This window comes from Rickettsia endosymbiont of Urophora cardui, assembly GCF_964030725.1.
Taxonomy (GTDB): domain Bacteria; phylum Pseudomonadota; class Alphaproteobacteria; order Rickettsiales; family Rickettsiaceae; genus Rickettsia.
The window spans coordinates 402,145-419,397 of the sequence record NZ_CAXIPY010000006.1; the positions used below are offsets into that span (position 1 = coordinate 402,145).

A 17,253-nucleotide genomic window follows, 5' to 3' on the forward strand; every position below is an offset into this window, starting at 1 on the left:
ATATGGAGCTATTGTTAACGATTTTTTATCGTTCATCTAGTTTTTGCATGATGATATTTTTGATTTATGTGGAGTTAGACACGATTTGTAAATGATTTGCAATGCATCGTAAATTCAAACCAATAGCAGAGATTATTGGATTGATAATATCTCCTATCATACCTTTCAAGAAGTTTCTACCCATCCGACCATATTGCTTTAAGTGACCTATTATTGGTTCTATGGCACTGCGTCTCTTGATCATAGACTTGTCCTCTTGTAACAACTTCTTCCGCGTTTTTGGGGTATATACCTTACTCTTCTCCTTTACATTGCTACCACTATACCCAAGATCAACAAATGATTTCTTTATCTTGATTCCAGTGACACTCTCTACTGCTTCAAAGCTCTGATGCAATGTATGACCATCATAAGGATTATTATGAAACGATTTTGCGGATAAAACAAAATTTCTACGACCACTTACTACTACCGCTACTTTATTGCCAAACTCATATGGCTTGTTGCGTTTTCCCTTTCCTATACACTCTACTTCAGGGGCATGAAAACTATATAATACTTTGTTATCTTCTTTATATTGCTTTTTAGCTTCTCTTTTTAAAACAGATTGGTTATGTATTTGTTTTATTTTTTGCAATACTTCTTGATTTTTGAGAGACAAGTTTAATTGCTTATTTTTGATCTCACGCTCACATACTCTAATCAAACGACCCAGTAATATTTTTAAATGCTTCATTATTTTCCAACGCTTCTTGGCTTTACTATGTTCTTTATATTTCCATAGCTTTACTATATCGCGTTTATAGGTTCTAGCGTATGTTTCATTCAAATGTATACCCAAACTGTTGCAAAGCTTTACTATGCTAAGCCTAGCTTTATCCATTAAATAAACATCGTGTGGGTGTTTGATATTCTTAATTTGTACAGTCGTATCAGCGATGATTAATTCCAAATCTTTTTTTTTAATTGTGTTAGTTTTTATCCCAACCCTGATCAACTCCGATAATATCTCATTATATCCAGCTTCACCTAATACACTACGAAACCGTCGTATACTAGTTTCCGAGATAGCTATGTCTTTTTCTATATATTCCCACCCGCAGAAATACTGCCAATACATATTCTCTTTTAGCTCTTCCTCTGATAATGAATCTGAAAAATTATACATTGCTTGTAGCATCGTTATGCCAAGCATCACTCTATGACATTTTCTATTTCTACCAAATTTCTTAATACAAACATTTTTTGATAACCACTCTTCGAGCCTAGACCAATTTATTAATTCTCTTAATTTATATAGCTTATTATTTGGGTTTAATTCTTCTTTTAATTTATAACCAAACAGTTTCCCTTGTTCTTGCGATTTGATAATGTTGTCTATTGGCATTGACTGAAATCCATAAGGTTTATGACCATATTTTATCATTTTCTTACGGATTGTTGTATTACTTCTTGTCTTAAAACCATATTATCTATAAGGCTTGTAGAGTTTTGGCGGACGGACTATCTAAAAAAGTTTTAGTTGTTTCTTATGATATCACGAAGCAGAGCTTCGGGGAATTAAACCCTGAGAGATTAAATCCTACCATCAAATTTGATCATAAAATGAGCCATGGCTTTGTTGCATAAATAAGATTTGTAACGCCAATTTAGGATAAGAGCAGTTGTTCTGGAGCTAAAGCATCAAGTTTTATACGAGATTTAGTGATAGCATAAGAAGTAACACAAGCTAGAATATGCACCAAGAAATTAACAGGAGATCTATGCCTTGTATGCTCTAGGTTCATTCTATTTTTTAGTATATTAAATACTGATTCAATTAATGATCGTTTACGTAACATAGCTTTATCTTCTAATTCTAGTAAATAATTCTTCATATCCTTGCGAATATTAGTTATCATTCTTAAATTTCTAGAATAGAGTTTAAACCATAACTCTTTACAAATATATGCTTTATCACCAAATACCTTACCTGTTATCTTCTGAGTTATAGATTCAAGAACAGATAAATCAGCTCTATTTGCTTTTGTTATTTTAACAGCTATAATCTCTGCTTTATGGTTAATGATTAAATGTAATTTAAATCCCATAAACCAACCATAACTACTCATCCCAACTTTGGCAATTTTACCAAAAACTCTATTACTAGAAGTGCGCTTAGCATGACAAATAGATAGTTTTGTTGAATCAATAAAATATATTCCTGTATCTTCGGCTCTGTTTCATCAATTGTGTAAGGAAAGTTCTATAATTAATTAAGCCAGATATAATCAATTTTTAATCTCTCAGGGTTTAATTCCCCGAAGCTCTGCTTCGTGATATCATAAGAAACAACTAAAACTTTTTTAGATACCTCGTAGCTCTGCTGCGAGGAGCATCATTTAAATATAGATATATCATGGCTCATTTAACGATAGATGAAAGATTTAAAATATACGAAATGAATAAGAGTGGTTATAGCTCGCGATATATAGGGACAAAGATTGGCCGTGATAAAAGCACTATATGTTATGAACTCAAGAGAATGAGGCATAATTATAGACCAGATAGGGCTAACACACTTGCTTGCAGTTTAAGGCAAGGTAAGAGAAAAAGAAAATTAGATATTGATAATAATTTACGAGCAGAAATAATAAAGCAGTTAACACAGGGTATTTCACCAGATATAATTTCAGGTAGACGTAAACTATCACGAGATACTGTCAATATTTCTACAGAGAGTATATACCAGTTTATTTATACATCTCCTATAGCACAAAGGCAAAAATTATATTTATCTTTAGCAAGAAAAAGGAAAAATAGGTTGCATCATGGTACAAGAATCAGAAACAAAAGAATTACAATACCAAATCGAGTTTCCATTACTGAAAGACCAGAGATAAATAGAAAGATAGCAGCAATAGGTCATTTAGAAGGTGATTTAACTTTTAACAAAGGTAATCAAAGTCGTAATATAGGCGCTCTTGTGGATATCAGAACACAAAAAGTGTTTCTCACTTTAAACCGTTCAAAAAGAACACAAGATGTGATTGGTAACATGAATAAAAAACTTAAACAATTGTCGCATATAATCAAAAGCATAACGTTAGATAATGGCAAAGAATTTACCAATCATGAACAACTATTGCCAAAATCTGAACGAAAAGTATATTTTTGCAATCCTTATTCTCCATGGCAAAAACCATTGATAGAGAAGATTAACTCAATGGTGCACAGAGTATACTCTAAATCTTTAGATATAAAAAAATTAACAATAAAGCAATTACAAGAAATTGAGGATTTTTTAAATAATTTACCAAGAAAAGTGCTCGGTTATAAAACACCCAATGAGGTATGGGAAGAAAATATAAATCTGGCTTAATTAATACTGGAATTTACCTAAATTTCGTGAGCCATTAAATCCTACCATCAAATTTGATCATAAAATGAGCCATAGCTTCATTCCAATTGGGGATAGGCATAGACCATTTTTTGGTAATATAATCAATTGTCAGATATAAAACCTTAAATACTGCTTCATCATTTGGAAAGATGCGTTTATTCTTAGCCACTTTTCTCAATTGGCTATTCAGCGATTCTATCGCATTTGTAGTGTAAATAATCTTACGAATCTCCTTTGGATATTGCAAGAAAATTATCAAATTATCCCAATTATTATACCAAGATTTAGCTATATGCGGATATTGCTTACTCCATTTTTGATCAAATGACTCAAGAACTAATTCTGCTTCTTTTTCAGTAGCAGAAGTATAGATTAGTTTCAAATCCGCTGCTAATTGCTTTCTATCTTTATATGATACATATTTGAGGCTATTCCTGATCTGATGGACAATACAAATTTGATGTTCAGTTTTCGGGTATACTGATGCAATAGCATCAGACATACCAGTTAGATTATCACTACAAGCACTTAAGATATCTTTTACTCCTCTATTTTTCATCTCAGTAAAATTACCAAGCCAAAATTTAGCTCCTTCATTCTCACTTATCCATAAGCCTAAAATATCCTTTCTGCCAGATAAATCTATTCCTAAAGCTACATATACTGATTTATTAATAATAAGTTTATCTTGTCTTACTTTCACTACTAAACAGTCAAAATATACTATAGGGTATACTGATTCAAGAGGTCTACTCTGCCAAATCTTGACCTCATCTATTACTTCATCTGTAATCCTGCTGATTAGGCTCTCACTGATCTCAGCTCCATATAATTCTTGCAATTGTGTTTTAATATCAGACACACTCATACCCTTCGCATATAAGGATATTATCTTTTGGTCTAAGCCATCTATTCTTGTTTGTTTCTTTGAGACTATTATAGGTTCAAATTTACCTTGTCTGTCTCTTGGAACATTTAGCTCTATAGTACCATTCTCACTAATCAGATTCTTACTAAAACTACCATTCCTCGCATTCTCAGTTTCAGCTCTATCATACTTGCTATAACCTAAATGTTCTGACATCTCAGCATGCAGTGCTCGCTCTAAAATCCCCTTGGTTAATTCCTTAATTAATCCATTCTGACTTAGTACTGTTTTTAAATCTACTCCGCCTTTTATCAGCAAATCTATTGCTTCATTTATTTTTTTATTCTTCTCTATTTGCATTTCTGTTACCTATATTTTTAATTACTTCTAATATAGGCTCAACAAAAATTTACACAATCATTGCAAAAGACTCCAAATGTTATGCCGTGGCTCGACCACGGGTCCAGTAATTTACATTAAAAAGGCATCTTAAAGCCTGGTGGCAAACTCATACCGCTTAAAGCACCTGACATAGAATTTTGTGAATCTGCATCACATTTCTGTTTTGCATCGTTAAAGGCGACTTTAATTAAATCCTCCAACATCTCTTTTTCTTCTGCTTTTAGCAGGGATGCATCTATTGAAACCTTTTCAACTTCACCTTTGCCTGTTGCTATAATTTCTACAAGCCCACCTCCTGCTTTACCAGTATATCTAGTATTTGCCATTTGCTCTTGTGCTTCTTGCATTTTTTTCTGCATTGTTTGAGCTTGTTTTAAAAATTGATTAAAGTTTACCATAATTTTATCCTTTAATTTTTAAGTAGAATATCCATAATTTTTGCATCAGGAAAATGTTTTTTTATTAAACTAAAACCATCATCTGATTCAATTTTATCTGTTAATTGACTTTTTAGAATCGTTTGTTGCTGCTCTTTTAATATTATAATTTCGATTTTTTCATTACTAAAAGCAAACAATAAATTTTCTATTTGTTTCTTTATTTTGCTTGTTATCTCAGAACTCACAATTTCTAATTTATTATCATAAAAATTTTTAAGTTCTATACTGTTCAATAAAAAATAATATATTTCTATCTCATTATTTTCATAAAGATACTTAAGAAAATCTACAATTTCAAATTTTTTTTTTATTTCTTCAGTAGATGGCTGTTTTAAATCTCTATTATCACTCGGTGAATCATCCAATGGCAACGAGGCTGAATATATTGATTTTATAATCAACATTTCAGTTTCAATAAGTTGATTATAAGAAATTTTGATTTCTGCTACTCCTTTACTATATATTTGCCATAAAATTGATAAATGCGGAAAACTAATTTTACCTAAAATATTTTTAATTCTGTCATTAAACGACTCGTATAACGGCATGCTATAGCTAGGCAACATCTTCACCTTATTAAGATAAGCTATAAATTCTGATACTGATTCTATAAATGTTTCAAGATTAACTGAAGAAGAATAAAGCTTATTTATTAGAGAAATACTATTTGCGATATCTCTATTAACTATACACTCACTAAATTCTAGTATAACATTATTGTCGACAAGCCTAAGCATCTGATTAATCGCTTGTCTTGTAATCATACTATCAGATTTAGCGGATAAACTAGCTGCCTGATCTAGAATAGATACCGCATCACGAGCAGAACCGTCTGATTTATAAGCTATTACTCTTAAAGCTTCTATATCTGTTTTTAGACTTTCTTCTTTAACTATATACTCAAGTAGCTTAAAAATTTCTTCAAAGCTAAGACGTTTTAAATCATATCTTTGACATCTTGAAATAATCGTTGCTGGGATTTTCTGCACTTCGGTTGTTGCAAAAATAAATATCACATGTGGAGGTGGCTCTTCTAAAGTCTTAAGAAGTGCATTAAAAGCACCTTTAGAAAGCATATGCACTTCATCAATAATAAATATTTTATACTTTCCTTGCAGCGGCTTATACTCAGCTGACTCTATAATTCTGCGTATATCATCAACGCTAGTTTTACTTGCCGCATCGATTTCAATTATGTCAGAGTGGTTATGGTTGTTGAAACTAACGCAATTTACACATTGCTCACACGTCTTAATATCATTACCTTGAGTAATTAAAGCAGAGCAGTTTACCGCTTTAGCAATAATACGAGCGGATGTAGTTTTACCGACTCCCCTAATACCTGTTAAAAGATACCCACCAGCTAGGCGATTATTCAGGATAGTATAACTTAAGACCTTTACAAGTACCTCTTGCCCATGCAGTTCAGCGAAACTACTTGGACGATATTTCCTAGCAAAAGGGATATATTGATTATTTGAATTTATATCGGTCACGATTTAAATTTTAGAAATTATCGTCATTGCGAGCGACTGCAAGGAGCGTGGCAATCTCAGGAATTTTATACTCCTGCTTTACGAGATTGCTTCGTCAATTACTTCGCAATTTTCTCGCAATGATGGAAAACTGTTACTAGTAGTGACCCAGCGAATCCTACTCTGGCTGCTTCCTCTCGGACCTGACCAACTAAATAAGCACGATGCCCACTACTAGCATAATTAACATAACCTTTTTAGCTAGAAGAAACAACATATTTTTTTTCTATTTCTGATTTTGTTAACCTTTCGGGTACACCATATATCTCAGGATTTTTTAACTTAAATAAATCTTCATCAAATTTTTGTACTTTGACCATATTATCAAATTTAATAGTTACTACATTAGTATCCTCAAATATTTTAAGCAACTCAATTTGTTTATTAGCTTTATTTAAAGTAATTTCACTATGTCGCTCAGTTACTTTGTGATAGATATTAATTCTCAAGAGGTCTTTTTCACTGACAACCGATTCAACCACAAAATCTTTGTCAAAATTTTCATTATCCTCAAGTAAAAAATTAAATATATTTTCATCCCTAGCAATACGGCTTATTTGTTCCATATCATAATCATACATTGATACAAAATTTTTAGTACCTACTATAATTATAGGGAAAGGAGGGTAATAATTACATCTAAAGTTATAAGGCTTACTGATTAACAATTTTCCTTGAGTTATATTACCTTTAGAATCTTCTTGTGTAAAATCTACTGCAATCGATTTCATCGTACGCAGATATGTTTTTAGCTCTAAAATAGCCGCTTTATCATCTGATCCAAATGCCGCAATCGAATTTGTAAAAATACAAACGATAATTAAAAAAAATATCTTTTTCATTTTCATTGTTTTATATTGTAAATTATGTTTAGAATACCTTAGTTATATACTTAAAACAAATAGTATTTATGAAAATTGTTGCCTTAAGAGAAAAAGTAAAGCACGAAACACGAGTTGCTATAACACCTGAAGTAGCTAGCCTTTTGGTTAAAAAAGGCTTTGCCGTTACTGTCGAGAAAGATATAGGGGCTTATGCTGGCTTTCTTGATGAAGAATATATAGCAGTAGGTGCTAAAATATCTGCAGTACCACTCGAAATTATTTCTGATGCTGATATTATATTAAAGGTTCAGCCATCACCTGTTAGCGATAAATATAGCGAGCTTGAATTTGCGAAAAAAGGAGCTGTTATTATTGGGCTTCTATCGCCTTATTTGAATCACGAATATATCAAAGCAGCAGCTAAAAAAAATCTGACTAGCTTTGCAATGGAGTTAGTGCCAAGAATCACTAAAGCCCAGAATATGGACGCTCTATCTTCGCAAAGTAACCTAGTAGGATATAGGGCAGTAATTGAAGCGAGCTATCATTATACTAAAGCTTTTCCAATGATGATGACGGCAGCAGGTACTGTTTCACCTTGTAAAACTCTAATACTTGGTATCGGTGTTGCAGGACTACAAGCAATTGCAACAGCAAAAAGACTTGGTAGCGTTGTTGCAGGATACGATGTAAGATCGGCAACAAAGGAACAAGTAGAGAGCTTAGGGGCCAAATTTGTTTCGCCAGAACTGCAAGAGGATCTACAAGATAAATCAGGCTATGCTGGGGAAAGCTCTGAAAGCTATAAAGCTAAACAAGAGGAATTTTTAGCAAAAATCATCAAAAACTATGATATAGTTATTACTACTGCACAAATTCCTGGGAAAAAAGCACCTTTGCTTGTTACAGACAAAATGCTAAAATCAATGAAGTATGGATCGATTGTTGTTGATATAGCAACCGCAACGGGTGGAAATGTTGAAGGCTCGGAACTCGATAAAATTATTACTAAACATGGCGTTACTATAATAGGTTTATCAAACCTTGCTGCTAAAATTGCAACTGATAGCTCAAAATTATATTCTAAGAATTTATATAATTTTTTAAATTATGCACTCCAAGACGACAAACTTAATATGGATGATGAGTTAGTGCAGTCTATGTTAGTTACTAAGGATGGCAAAATTGTGAACGAGAAGTGTACTCGATGAACTTGAAAAATTGGCTACGTCGTCTTATAAGATCTGTGGTGCTCACGTACTAAAGTGTACGCTCCGCTCCTCGACTTATAGACTCCTTGCTCTTTTCCAAGTTGATCTTCGTATATCTCACCACATACTTAATACATAACACAACCAAAAGAAAAAATATGAATCAATTACCAATAATAGCTAAGCAAGCTAGTGAAATTGCCAAAAATACCCAAGAACTATCAGATAAATTAAAAGATTTAGTGATAGATGGCAGCTCGCAAGTTGCAGCTTCTACTATTGATCCTTTAGTGTTTGCTATAACAGTTTTTGTACTAGCTTCTTTTGTAGGCTATTATGTAATATGGAAAGTAACTCCAGCATTACACACTCCACTTATGTCAATCACTAACGCTATTTCAGGCATTATAGTGTTAAGTTCTATGATAGCAGCAAGTAGTAGTGCTTTTGGTTTTTCTGGCTTGCTAGGGATTTTTGCAACGCTGCTTGCATCTATCAATATCTTTGGCGGATTCATAGTCACAAAAAGAATGCTAGAGATGTTTAAAAAGAAGTCTTAATTGCTGAAGTTTTGACAAAAATTCTAATTTTTCTGACTAAAGTAAAAATTTATATTTAAAGTTAAATATTTAGTGCTTTTATCAGCTTAAAAGCGATATTTCTACAATTTAAAGTAAATTATTTGATGTATAATACAAATTATAGATTGATACACTCGCCACTTTTTTTAATCTCTCAGGGTTTAATTCCCCGAAGCTCTGCTTCGTGATATACTACTTGAATGGAAGAAAGCAGTTATATACATAAGAGTCATAATGTCACAGTACTAATATATCATTTAGTAACGCCGGCAAAGTATAGAAGAGTAATATTCAATCAAGAACTAGATGATTATTTGTGTAAAATTTGTGAGCACATAGAAGATCGTTATGAAATTAGATTTTTAGAAATAGGAGTAGATAAAGATCACGTACATTTTTTATTACAGTCAATACCAATGTATAGCCCAACAAAAATAACTCAAATCATAAAAAGTATTACTTCTAAGAAAATGTTTGAGAAATATCCAAATCTTAAAGAAAAATTATGGGGAAGTGAGTTTTGGAGTAAAGGATATTTTATGAGCACAGTAGGTAAACATGGTGATGAGCAGAAATTACGTAATTATGTACAGAATCAAGGTTTAGGCAAACCTTCTTATAAAGCATTTCAACAAAAACAGTTAAAGCTTTTTGGATAGATACCTCGCAGCAGAGCTACGAGGTATGGCTTTGTTGCATAAATAAGATTTGTAGAGCAAGAGTGGTGATAATCTGGTAAGATGTCCTGAATTAAAAATAATCCAGATTATATGAGATCTCGGAAGAAAGCCCCTTTTAGTAAATCACGCAAGTATTCTAAATATAAAATAACGAATTGGTCAGAATATAATAATTTTTTACGCAATAGGGGTCGCATAGATTTTATGATTGCCAGTGATTTGGCGATTGGCTGGTATGCTGATTACAGAGAGGAAATGAAACGAGGAAGACCTAGACGCTATAGTGATCATGCTATATTACAGTGTTTGAAGATCAGATGCTTATTCGGTCTTAAGTTACGCCAAACCCAAGGCTTTATAAACTGGCTCTTTGAAATATCGGGTTTATCTATTAGATGTCCAGACTATACAACATTAAGTAAGCGTATGAAGTCATTAGATCTTAGGTATTTACATGGAAATCAAGATAAAGAATTTAGTTGTATTTCAATGGATAGTACAGGGATACAAGCCTACACAGGGAACGAATGGCTAGAAAATAAGCATGGTAAGCAATATAAGCGTCGCATATGGAAAAAGCTACATATCGTTATAGAAGATCAAGGTATGATGCTTGCCGATAGTACCACAGAGCATACTATAGATGATAGATCACAGATTGGACTACTAATAGCTAATGTCAGAGCCAAGGATTTTCTGGGAGATCGAGGGTATGACGGTGAATCTACATATCAATTGTTGAGAAAGAAGAAGATAAAACCAGTTATTAGACCCCCAAACTCTTCAGTAAAAGTTCAATCGCTTAGGGATAAAACTGAGAGAGATGCAGCTGTTATATATCAACAAAACAAAGGATACCAAGCATGGAGGGTAAAGAATAATTATGGTAGAAGGGAGCGTGTAGAGAACACGTTCTTTCGATTGAAAACTTCTTTTGGTAGTAAGTTTCTATCAAGACATGGGCTCTGTCTCATCAATTGTGTAAATTTCGTGAACCATTAAATTCTACCATCGAATTTGATCATAAAATGAGCCATAGCTTCATTCCAATTGGGGATAGGCATAGACCATTTTTTGGTAATATAATCAATTGTCAGATATAAAACCTTAAATACTGCGTCATCATTTGGAAAGATGCGTTTATTCTTAGTAACTTTTCTCAATTGTCCCTCCGCCAAAACTCTAAAAAATATCACTTGTGTCACTAATTTCCAAAAATAGTGCGATTTTAGAGCAAATTACTCTAATTTTGAGGGCTGATTTTAAATTTTTGTATTAAAAACCACACTATTTCCCAAAATGCATTCATTTTTTTATTGTCATTTTTTTGTATTTCCATAAGCTTTTGATATAAAACCTTTCATTTTCTTATGGATTTTACTATGCATTTTTGCCTTAAAACCCTATTGCCTATAAGGCTTTTAGAGTTTTGGCGGACGGACTCAATTGGCTATTCAGCGATTCTATCGCATTTGTAGTGTAAATAATCTTACGAATCTCCTTTGGATATTGCAAGAAAATTATCAAATTATCCCAATTATTATACCAAGATTTAGCTATATGCGGATATTGCTTACTCCATTTTTGATCAAATGACTCAAGAGCTAATTCTGCTTCTTTTTCAACCTGAATTCTGGAATGATGCTCCTCGCAGCAGAGCTACGAGGTATCTAAAAAAGTTTTAGTTGTTTCTTATGATATCACGAAGCAGAGCTTCGGGGAATTAAACCCTGAGAGATTAATACACTACGCATTTCATAACGTTCAGCTAATAAGGTAAATAAAACATCAGTTTCTTCACGATTATATGGTACATATGATATATCATCAATTATCAATATTTCAAAATAATCGAATTTTTTAATAATTTGCTTAAGTTTTAAACTAAGCTTTGCTTCTAGTAATTGTTGAACCAAATTAGCTGCTGTTGTATATAATACACGTCTACCAGCAAGACACCACTCACGTGCTAAACCTATACTAGATAGTGGACTAATGGTATGGACCTCCTGATATAGAGAATGAAAAGCAGTTGCTAATCTTCTAGGGTTAATATTTAACATATTAAAACAACAATTAAGGAGGTCCATATGGAGGTTACTACAATTGGTATAGATATTGCAAAAAGAATTTTTCAAATTCATGGTGTAGATAAAAATGGCAAGACAGTATTAAAGAAAAAATTGATGAGAGATCAGGTTTTGACATTTATGGCTAATTTACCACAATGTTTAGTAGGGATGGAAGCTTGTGGTGGTTCTAGTTATTGGGCAAGAGAAATAACTAAATTAGGGCATGAAGTAAAACTAATGGCACCGCAATTTGTCAAACCATATGTTAAAACTAATAAAAATGATCAAGCAGATGCTGAAGCGATATGTGAAGCCGTGACAAGACCTAATATGAGATTTGTTGCAATTAAAACTATAGAGCAACAAGAAATTTTATCAATACATAGGGTAAGAGAGAGATTGGTAAAAAATCGTACAGCACTTGCTAATGAAATTAGGGGGCTACTACATGAGTTTGGTTTTATTGTTCCTCAAGGCATTAATAAGGTTATCACAAAATTAATTGAGATTTTAGATGCAGGGAAATTAAGCCAGTTAAGTTATCAAACATTTAGTGAACTAAAAGAAGAATTCTTAGATAATAACAGAAAAATAAAAGAGATAGAAAAACGATTAACAATGATAGCAAGTAACCTAACTCAATATCAACGATTAAGAGCTATACCTGGTCTTGGTTTAATTACTGCTACTGCTTTAATAGCATCAATAGGTAATGCTACAAGTTTTGAGAATGGCAGGCAATTATCGGCATGGCTAGGATTAGTGCCAAGACAACATTCAAGTGGTGGGAAGGATAAGCTGCTGGGAATTAGCAAGCGAGGTGATGTATACTTACGCACTTTATTAATTCAAGGGGCTAGAGCTGTACTAAATGCCAAGATAAGATTTACATCGGAAGAACAGAAATCTAAAAAAGATTTTAGCCAATTTACGAAATGGATGTTTAATTTATCTGAGCGAAGTAGCCATAATAAAACGACAGTTGCCATAGCTAATAAGTTGGCAAGAGTGGTGTTTGCTGTACTAAGATCAGGAGATGATTATGTAGAGAGTAAAGTTTGTAGCTAAAGAGTGTGTAGCATAGCACTTATAAGTAAAATAAATGGTGATTTATATAATGAATAGGTAAAAGCAAAACAATATGTAAGAGATTCCAACCCGAAATATGCTTGAGATAATTAATATTGATGGTAAATAAGACAAACCTTAGCTTACAAAAAAACTGCGTTTTTCAGTGGCTCTTTTAGAAGCCGATGGACTGATAAGTATATAGTTTGTAAGCCAGCGAATTCCATCAGGGCTGTAGAATAAATTAGGTTGATTTATCAGCTATAAGCCGGATACATGACTGCATTTGTTTGTTTTTATTATTGATGTTATTTTTTTCTTGCATTCTACAGGAGGTCCATACATGAAAAATCAAGACAAAAAAATGAGTAGTATGTTTTCCTAATTTTTCGATTATCAGGCAGCAATTTGCTGATAATTTTGCATATAATTCAGATATACATTCATAGGCTTTTTATAACCAATACTTGAATGAAATCTGTGATAATTATATTTATTCAGATAATGATCAATCCCCTCTTTTAACTCTTTAACATTGTTAAAATCATTAATAAAGATACAATTATATTTTAAAGTTCTAAAAAACCTTTCTATTACTATATTATCAATACTTCTACCTTTGCCATTCATTGAAATTTGGATATCATGCTCCTTGAGAATATGGAAAGTTCTATAAATGATGCTCCTCGCAGCAGAGCTACGAGGAGCATCATTTAAATATAGATATATCATGGCTCATTTAACGATAGATGAAAGATTTAAAATATACGAAATGAATAAGAGTGGTTATAGCTCGCGATATATAGGGACAAAGATTGGCCGTGATAAAAGCACTATATGTTATGAACTCAAGAGAATGAGGCATAATTATAGACCAGATAGGGCTAACACACTTGCTTGCAGTTTAAGGCAAGGTAAGAGAAAAAGAAAATTAGATATTGATAATAATTTACGAGCAGAAATAATAAAGCAGTTAACACAGGGTATTTCACCAGATATAATTTCAGGTAGACGTAAACTATCACGAGATACTGTCAATATTTCTACAGAGAGTATATACCAGTTTATTTATACATCTCCTATAGCACAAAGGCAAAAATTATATTTATCTTTAGCAAGAAAAAGGAAAAATAGGTTGCATCATGGTACAAGAATCAGAAACAAAAGAATTACAATACCAAATCGAGTTTCCATTACTGAAAGACCAGAGATAAATAGAAAGATAGCAGCAATAGGTCATTTAGAAGGTGATTTAACTTTTAACAAAGGTAATCAAAGTCGTAATATAGGCGCTCTTGTGGATATCAGAACACAAAAAGTGTTTCTCACTTTAAACCGTTCAAAAAGAACACAAGATGTGATTGGTAACATGAATAAAAAACTTAAACAATTGTCGCATATAATCAAAAGCATAACGTTAGATAATGGCAAAGAATTTACCAATCATGAACAACTATTGCCAAAATCTGAACGAAAAGTATATTTTTGCAATCCTTATTCTCCATGGCAAAAACCATTGATAGAGAAGATTAACTCAATGGTGCACAGAGTATACTCTAAATCTTTAGATATAAAAAAATTAACAATAAAGCAATTACAAGAAATTGAGGATTTTTTAAATAATTTACCAAGAAAAGTGCTCGGTTATAAAACACCCAATGAGGTATGGGAAGAAAATATAAATCTGGCTTAATTAATACTGGAATTTACCTATTTATGTGGTCATAACTGGTATATTGGCTACCTTGATCACTATTAAATATCTGTGGAGCGTTATACTTACTGAGAGCTTGTTTCAAGACATCAGTTACAAGAGATGCATCCATAGAATTTGACAGTTTATAGCTCAATATGGCCTTGCTATGCCAATCTATAATAGCTGCCATATACATAAAGCCACCATTAGTTCTAATGTAAGTAATGTCACCACTCCAAACCTCATTCACATTAGGCACATACACTTGCTTTGTTGAGCCAGATTTAGTCCAATATTGATCAAGTAAGTAGCTATAGATCTTATGCTCACTATCGTTTCGAGAAGTAGATTTTTTCTTATGTGGGTAAATAGCTTCTATACCCATCATCCTCATATATTTCAGTACTCGATCTTTACCGACAATAAAACCATCTTCTAGTAACTGTTGATGAATATAGCGATAACCAAATTCAGGATTATCTGTATATATTTCATCTATTCTATTTAAAATACTTAATTTATTTATACTCATCTCCTTGGATTTATAGTAGGCTGTAGATCGACTAATCTTTAATAGTTCACACTGTCTTGATTTTGAGAGTTGATTTAGCTTGGAGTGTACAAGACTCTTTTTATTTGATAAATCCAAGCTTTTGAGCTTTCCCACGGCCCAGTCCCTCTCAACTGTGATTCTACCAAGAGCTTTAGCAAGTTCATCATTTTGCTCTTGTAAATGATTTATTTGTTCTTGATATTCACTCAAAACTTTAGCTGGTTCAAAAGCTAATGCCGCATTACCTAAAAACTGTTTTTTCCAATTTTGAATTGTTTTAACACTTATTGCATATTTTGAAGCTAACTGACCAAGTGTCGACTCCTCTTTTATTAATTCTAATACTATCCCCGTTTTTTCTGAAGCACTGAAAATTTTTACTTTATTTTTCTTCATCTTTCCTCTTAAGTTTATTGCTATTTATTCTCACTTATTGCGGAAACACACTCCTTCATTTTTTTGTCCAATTTTTTCATGTATGGACCTCCTGTAGAATGCAAGAAAAAAATAACATCAATAATAAAAACAAACAAATGCAGTCATGTATCCGGCTTATAGCTGATAAATCAACCTAATTTATTCTACAGCCCTGATGGAATTCGCTGGCTTACAAACTATATACTTATCAGTCCATCGGCTTCTAAAAGAGCCACTGAAAAACGCAGTTTTTTTGTAAGCTAAGGTTTGTCTTATTTACCATCAATATTAATTATCTCAAGCATATTTCGGGTTGGAATCTCTTACATATTGTTTTGCTTTTACCTATTCATTATATAAATCACCATTTATTTTACTTATAAGTGCTATGCTACACACTCTTTAGCTACAAACTTTACTCTCTACATAATCATCTCCTGATCTTAGTACAGCAAACACCACTCTTGCCAACTTATTAGCTATGGCAACTGTCGTTTTATTATGGCTACTTCGCTCAGATAAATTAAACATCCATTTCGTAAATTGGCTAAAATCTTTTTTAGATTTCTGTTCTTCCGATGTAAATCTTATCTTGGCATTTAGTACAGCTCTAGCCCCTTGAATTAATAAAGTGCGTAAGTATACATCACCTCGCTTGCTAATTCCCAGCAGCTTATCCTTCCCACCACTTGAATGTTGTCTTGGCACTAATCCTAGCCATGCCGATAATTGCCTGCCATTCTCAAAACTTGTAGCATTACCTATTGATGCTATTAAAGCAGTAGCAGTAATTAAACCAAGACCAGGTATAGCTCTTAATCGTTGATATTGAGTTAGGTTACTTGCTATCATTGTTAATCGTTTTTCTATCTCTTTTATTTTTCTGTTATTATCTAAGAATTCTTCTTTTAGTTCACTAAATGTTTGATAACTTAACTGGCTTAATTTCCCTGCATCTAAAATCTCAATTAATTTTGTGATAACCTTATTAATGCCTTGAGGAACAATAAAACCAAACTCATGTAGTAGCCCCCTAATTTCATTAGCAAGTGCTGTACGATTTTTTACCAATCTCTCTCTTACCCTATGTATTGATAAAATTTCTTGTTGCTCTATAGTTTTAATTGCAACAAATCTCATATTAGGTCTTGTCACGGCTTCACATATCGCTTCAGCATCTGCTTGATCATTTTTATTAGTTTTAACATATGGTTTGACAAATTGCGGTGCCATTAGTTTTACTTCATGCCCTAATTTAGTTATTTCTCTTGCCCAATAACTAGAACCACCACAAGCTTCCATCCCTACTAAACATTGTGGTAAATTAGCCATAAATGTCAAAACCTGATCTCTCATCAATTTTTTCTTTAATACTGTCTTGCCATTTTTATCTACACCATGAATTTGAAAAATTCTTTTTGCAATATCTATACCAATTGTAGTAACCTCCATATGGACCTCCTTAATTGTTGTTTTAATCTCTCAGGGTTTAATTCCCCGAAGCTCTGCTTCGTGATATCATAA

General features: G+C 32.6%; 16 protein-coding genes, 1 other RNA gene and 4 pseudogenes. 8 read left to right on the plus strand and 13 right to left on the minus strand.

Annotated elements, in window-relative coordinates:
* Positions 1-64: 64 nt before the first annotated feature.
* Positions 65-1,426: an IS5 family transposase gene (locus AAHI98_RS09920; RefSeq protein WP_342224717.1), complete on the minus strand. Its 1,362-nt coding sequence runs from the start codon at positions 1,424-1,426 to the stop codon at positions 65-67.
* A gap of 65 nt (positions 1,427-1,491) precedes the next feature.
* Here AAHI98_RS09920 and AAHI98_RS09925 point away from each other — a divergent pair, with 65 nt between their 5' ends.
* A complete protein-coding gene (locus AAHI98_RS09925) occupies positions 1,492-1,629 on the plus strand; it encodes a hypothetical protein (protein ID WP_342225773.1) in 138 nt (45 codons plus the stop codon).
* A 20-nt stretch (positions 1,630-1,649) separates the two neighbouring features.
* On the opposite strand, the pseudogene AAHI98_RS09930 reads toward AAHI98_RS09925, so the two are convergent.
* Positions 1,650-2,219 (minus strand): annotated as a pseudogene (locus tag AAHI98_RS09930) (IS982 family transposase); the annotation flags it as partial.
* A 179-nt stretch (positions 2,220-2,398) separates the two neighbouring features.
* Between AAHI98_RS09930 and AAHI98_RS09935 the strand changes: the two are divergent.
* Positions 2,399-3,361, plus strand: a complete 963-nt coding sequence (locus AAHI98_RS09935) for an IS30 family transposase (RefSeq protein WP_342224646.1) — start codon at positions 2,399-2,401, stop codon at positions 3,359-3,361.
* Between the two features lie 34 nt (positions 3,362-3,395).
* Here AAHI98_RS09935 and AAHI98_RS09940 read toward each other — a convergent pair whose 3' ends face one another.
* From AAHI98_RS09940 to AAHI98_RS09960, 5 genes are all read right to left on the minus strand, one after another.
* Entirely contained in the window at positions 3,396-4,610 is a 1,215-nt protein-coding gene (locus AAHI98_RS09940) for an IS256 family transposase (protein WP_342225774.1), read from the minus strand.
* A 116-nt stretch (positions 4,611-4,726) separates the two neighbouring features.
* Positions 4,727-5,050 carry a YbaB/EbfC family nucleoid-associated protein gene (locus tag AAHI98_RS09945; RefSeq protein ID WP_016948420.1) on the minus strand — a complete coding sequence of 108 codons (324 nt, stop codon included), beginning with the start codon at positions 5,048-5,050 and terminating at the stop codon, positions 4,727-4,729.
* A gap of 11 nt (positions 5,051-5,061) precedes the next feature.
* The gene (gene dnaX, locus AAHI98_RS09950; RefSeq protein WP_342225775.1) at positions 5,062-6,588 is read right to left on the minus strand and encodes a DNA polymerase III subunit gamma/tau; all 1,527 of its coding nucleotides are present in this window, start codon (positions 6,586-6,588) and stop codon (positions 5,062-5,064) included.
* A 128-nt stretch (positions 6,589-6,716) separates the two neighbouring features.
* Positions 6,717-6,810, minus strand: an RNA gene (gene ffs / locus AAHI98_RS09955) — signal recognition particle sRNA small type.
* Between the two features lie 14 nt (positions 6,811-6,824).
* Complete coding sequence (locus AAHI98_RS09960; protein ID WP_342226172.1) at positions 6,825-7,469, minus strand: outer membrane lipoprotein carrier protein LolA; 645 nt, start codon at positions 7,467-7,469, stop codon at positions 6,825-6,827.
* A gap of 68 nt (positions 7,470-7,537) precedes the next feature.
* Here AAHI98_RS09960 and AAHI98_RS09965 point away from each other — a divergent pair, with 68 nt between their 5' ends.
* The 4 genes from AAHI98_RS09965 (at position 7,538) to AAHI98_RS09985 (ending at position 10,925) form a co-directional block, all read left to right on the plus strand.
* The gene (locus AAHI98_RS09965) at positions 7,538-8,662 is read left to right on the plus strand and encodes an NAD(P) transhydrogenase subunit alpha (RefSeq protein ID WP_342225776.1); all 1,125 of its coding nucleotides are present in this window, start codon (positions 7,538-7,540) and stop codon (positions 8,660-8,662) included.
* Between the two features lie 158 nt (positions 8,663-8,820).
* Entirely contained in the window at positions 8,821-9,222 is a 402-nt protein-coding gene (locus tag AAHI98_RS09975; RefSeq protein WP_342225777.1) for an NAD(P) transhydrogenase subunit alpha part 2, read from the plus strand.
* Between the two features lie 221 nt (positions 9,223-9,443).
* Positions 9,444-9,902, plus strand: a complete 459-nt coding sequence (gene tnpA, locus AAHI98_RS09980) for an IS200/IS605 family transposase (protein WP_342225778.1) — start codon at positions 9,444-9,446, stop codon at positions 9,900-9,902.
* A 111-nt stretch (positions 9,903-10,013) separates the two neighbouring features.
* A complete protein-coding gene (locus tag AAHI98_RS09985; protein WP_342225779.1) occupies positions 10,014-10,925 on the plus strand; it encodes an IS5 family transposase in 912 nt (303 codons plus the stop codon).
* On the opposite strand, the pseudogene AAHI98_RS09990 reads toward AAHI98_RS09985, so the two are convergent.
* The 3 genes and pseudogenes from AAHI98_RS09990 to AAHI98_RS10000 form a co-directional block, all read right to left on the minus strand.
* Positions 10,922-11,089 (minus strand): annotated as a pseudogene (locus tag AAHI98_RS09990) (IS256 family transposase); the annotation flags it as partial. The gene AAHI98_RS09985 and the pseudogene AAHI98_RS09990 sit on opposite strands and share 4 nt — an antisense overlap.
* Positions 11,090-11,351: 262 nt before the next feature.
* Positions 11,352-11,546, minus strand: a pseudogene (locus tag AAHI98_RS09995) (transposase); the annotation flags it as partial.
* 77 nt (positions 11,547-11,623) lie between these two features.
* Complete coding sequence (locus tag AAHI98_RS10000) at positions 11,624-12,067, minus strand: ATP-binding protein (RefSeq protein ID WP_342225781.1); 444 nt, start codon at positions 12,065-12,067, stop codon at positions 11,624-11,626.
* Between AAHI98_RS10000 and AAHI98_RS10005 the strand changes: the two genes are divergently transcribed.
* Positions 12,014-13,063, plus strand: coding sequence for an IS110 family RNA-guided transposase (locus tag AAHI98_RS10005; protein ID WP_342224642.1), 1,050 nt, complete (start codon positions 12,014-12,016; stop codon positions 13,061-13,063). The two genes, AAHI98_RS10000 and AAHI98_RS10005, sit on opposite strands and share 54 nt — an antisense overlap.
* Positions 13,064-13,459: 396 nt before the next feature.
* On the opposite strand, the pseudogene AAHI98_RS10010 reads toward AAHI98_RS10005, so the two are convergent.
* Positions 13,460-13,723, minus strand: a pseudogene (locus tag AAHI98_RS10010) (integrase core domain-containing protein); the annotation flags it as partial.
* A 70-nt stretch (positions 13,724-13,793) separates the two neighbouring features.
* Between AAHI98_RS10010 and AAHI98_RS10015 the strand changes: the two are divergent.
* Positions 13,794-14,756: an IS30 family transposase gene (locus tag AAHI98_RS10015; protein ID WP_342224646.1), complete on the plus strand. Its 963-nt coding sequence runs from the start codon at positions 13,794-13,796 to the stop codon at positions 14,754-14,756.
* A gap of 13 nt (positions 14,757-14,769) precedes the next feature.
* Here AAHI98_RS10015 and AAHI98_RS10020 read toward each other — a convergent pair whose 3' ends face one another.
* Positions 14,770-15,708 (minus strand): IS3 family transposase, encoded by a 939-nt coding sequence (locus AAHI98_RS10020; RefSeq protein ID WP_342225782.1) that lies wholly within the window; start codon positions 15,706-15,708, stop codon positions 14,770-14,772.
* A 423-nt stretch (positions 15,709-16,131) separates the two neighbouring features.
* Complete coding sequence (locus AAHI98_RS10025) at positions 16,132-17,181, minus strand: IS110 family RNA-guided transposase (RefSeq protein ID WP_342224642.1); 1,050 nt, start codon at positions 17,179-17,181, stop codon at positions 16,132-16,134.
* Positions 17,182-17,253: the final 72 nt, after the last annotated feature.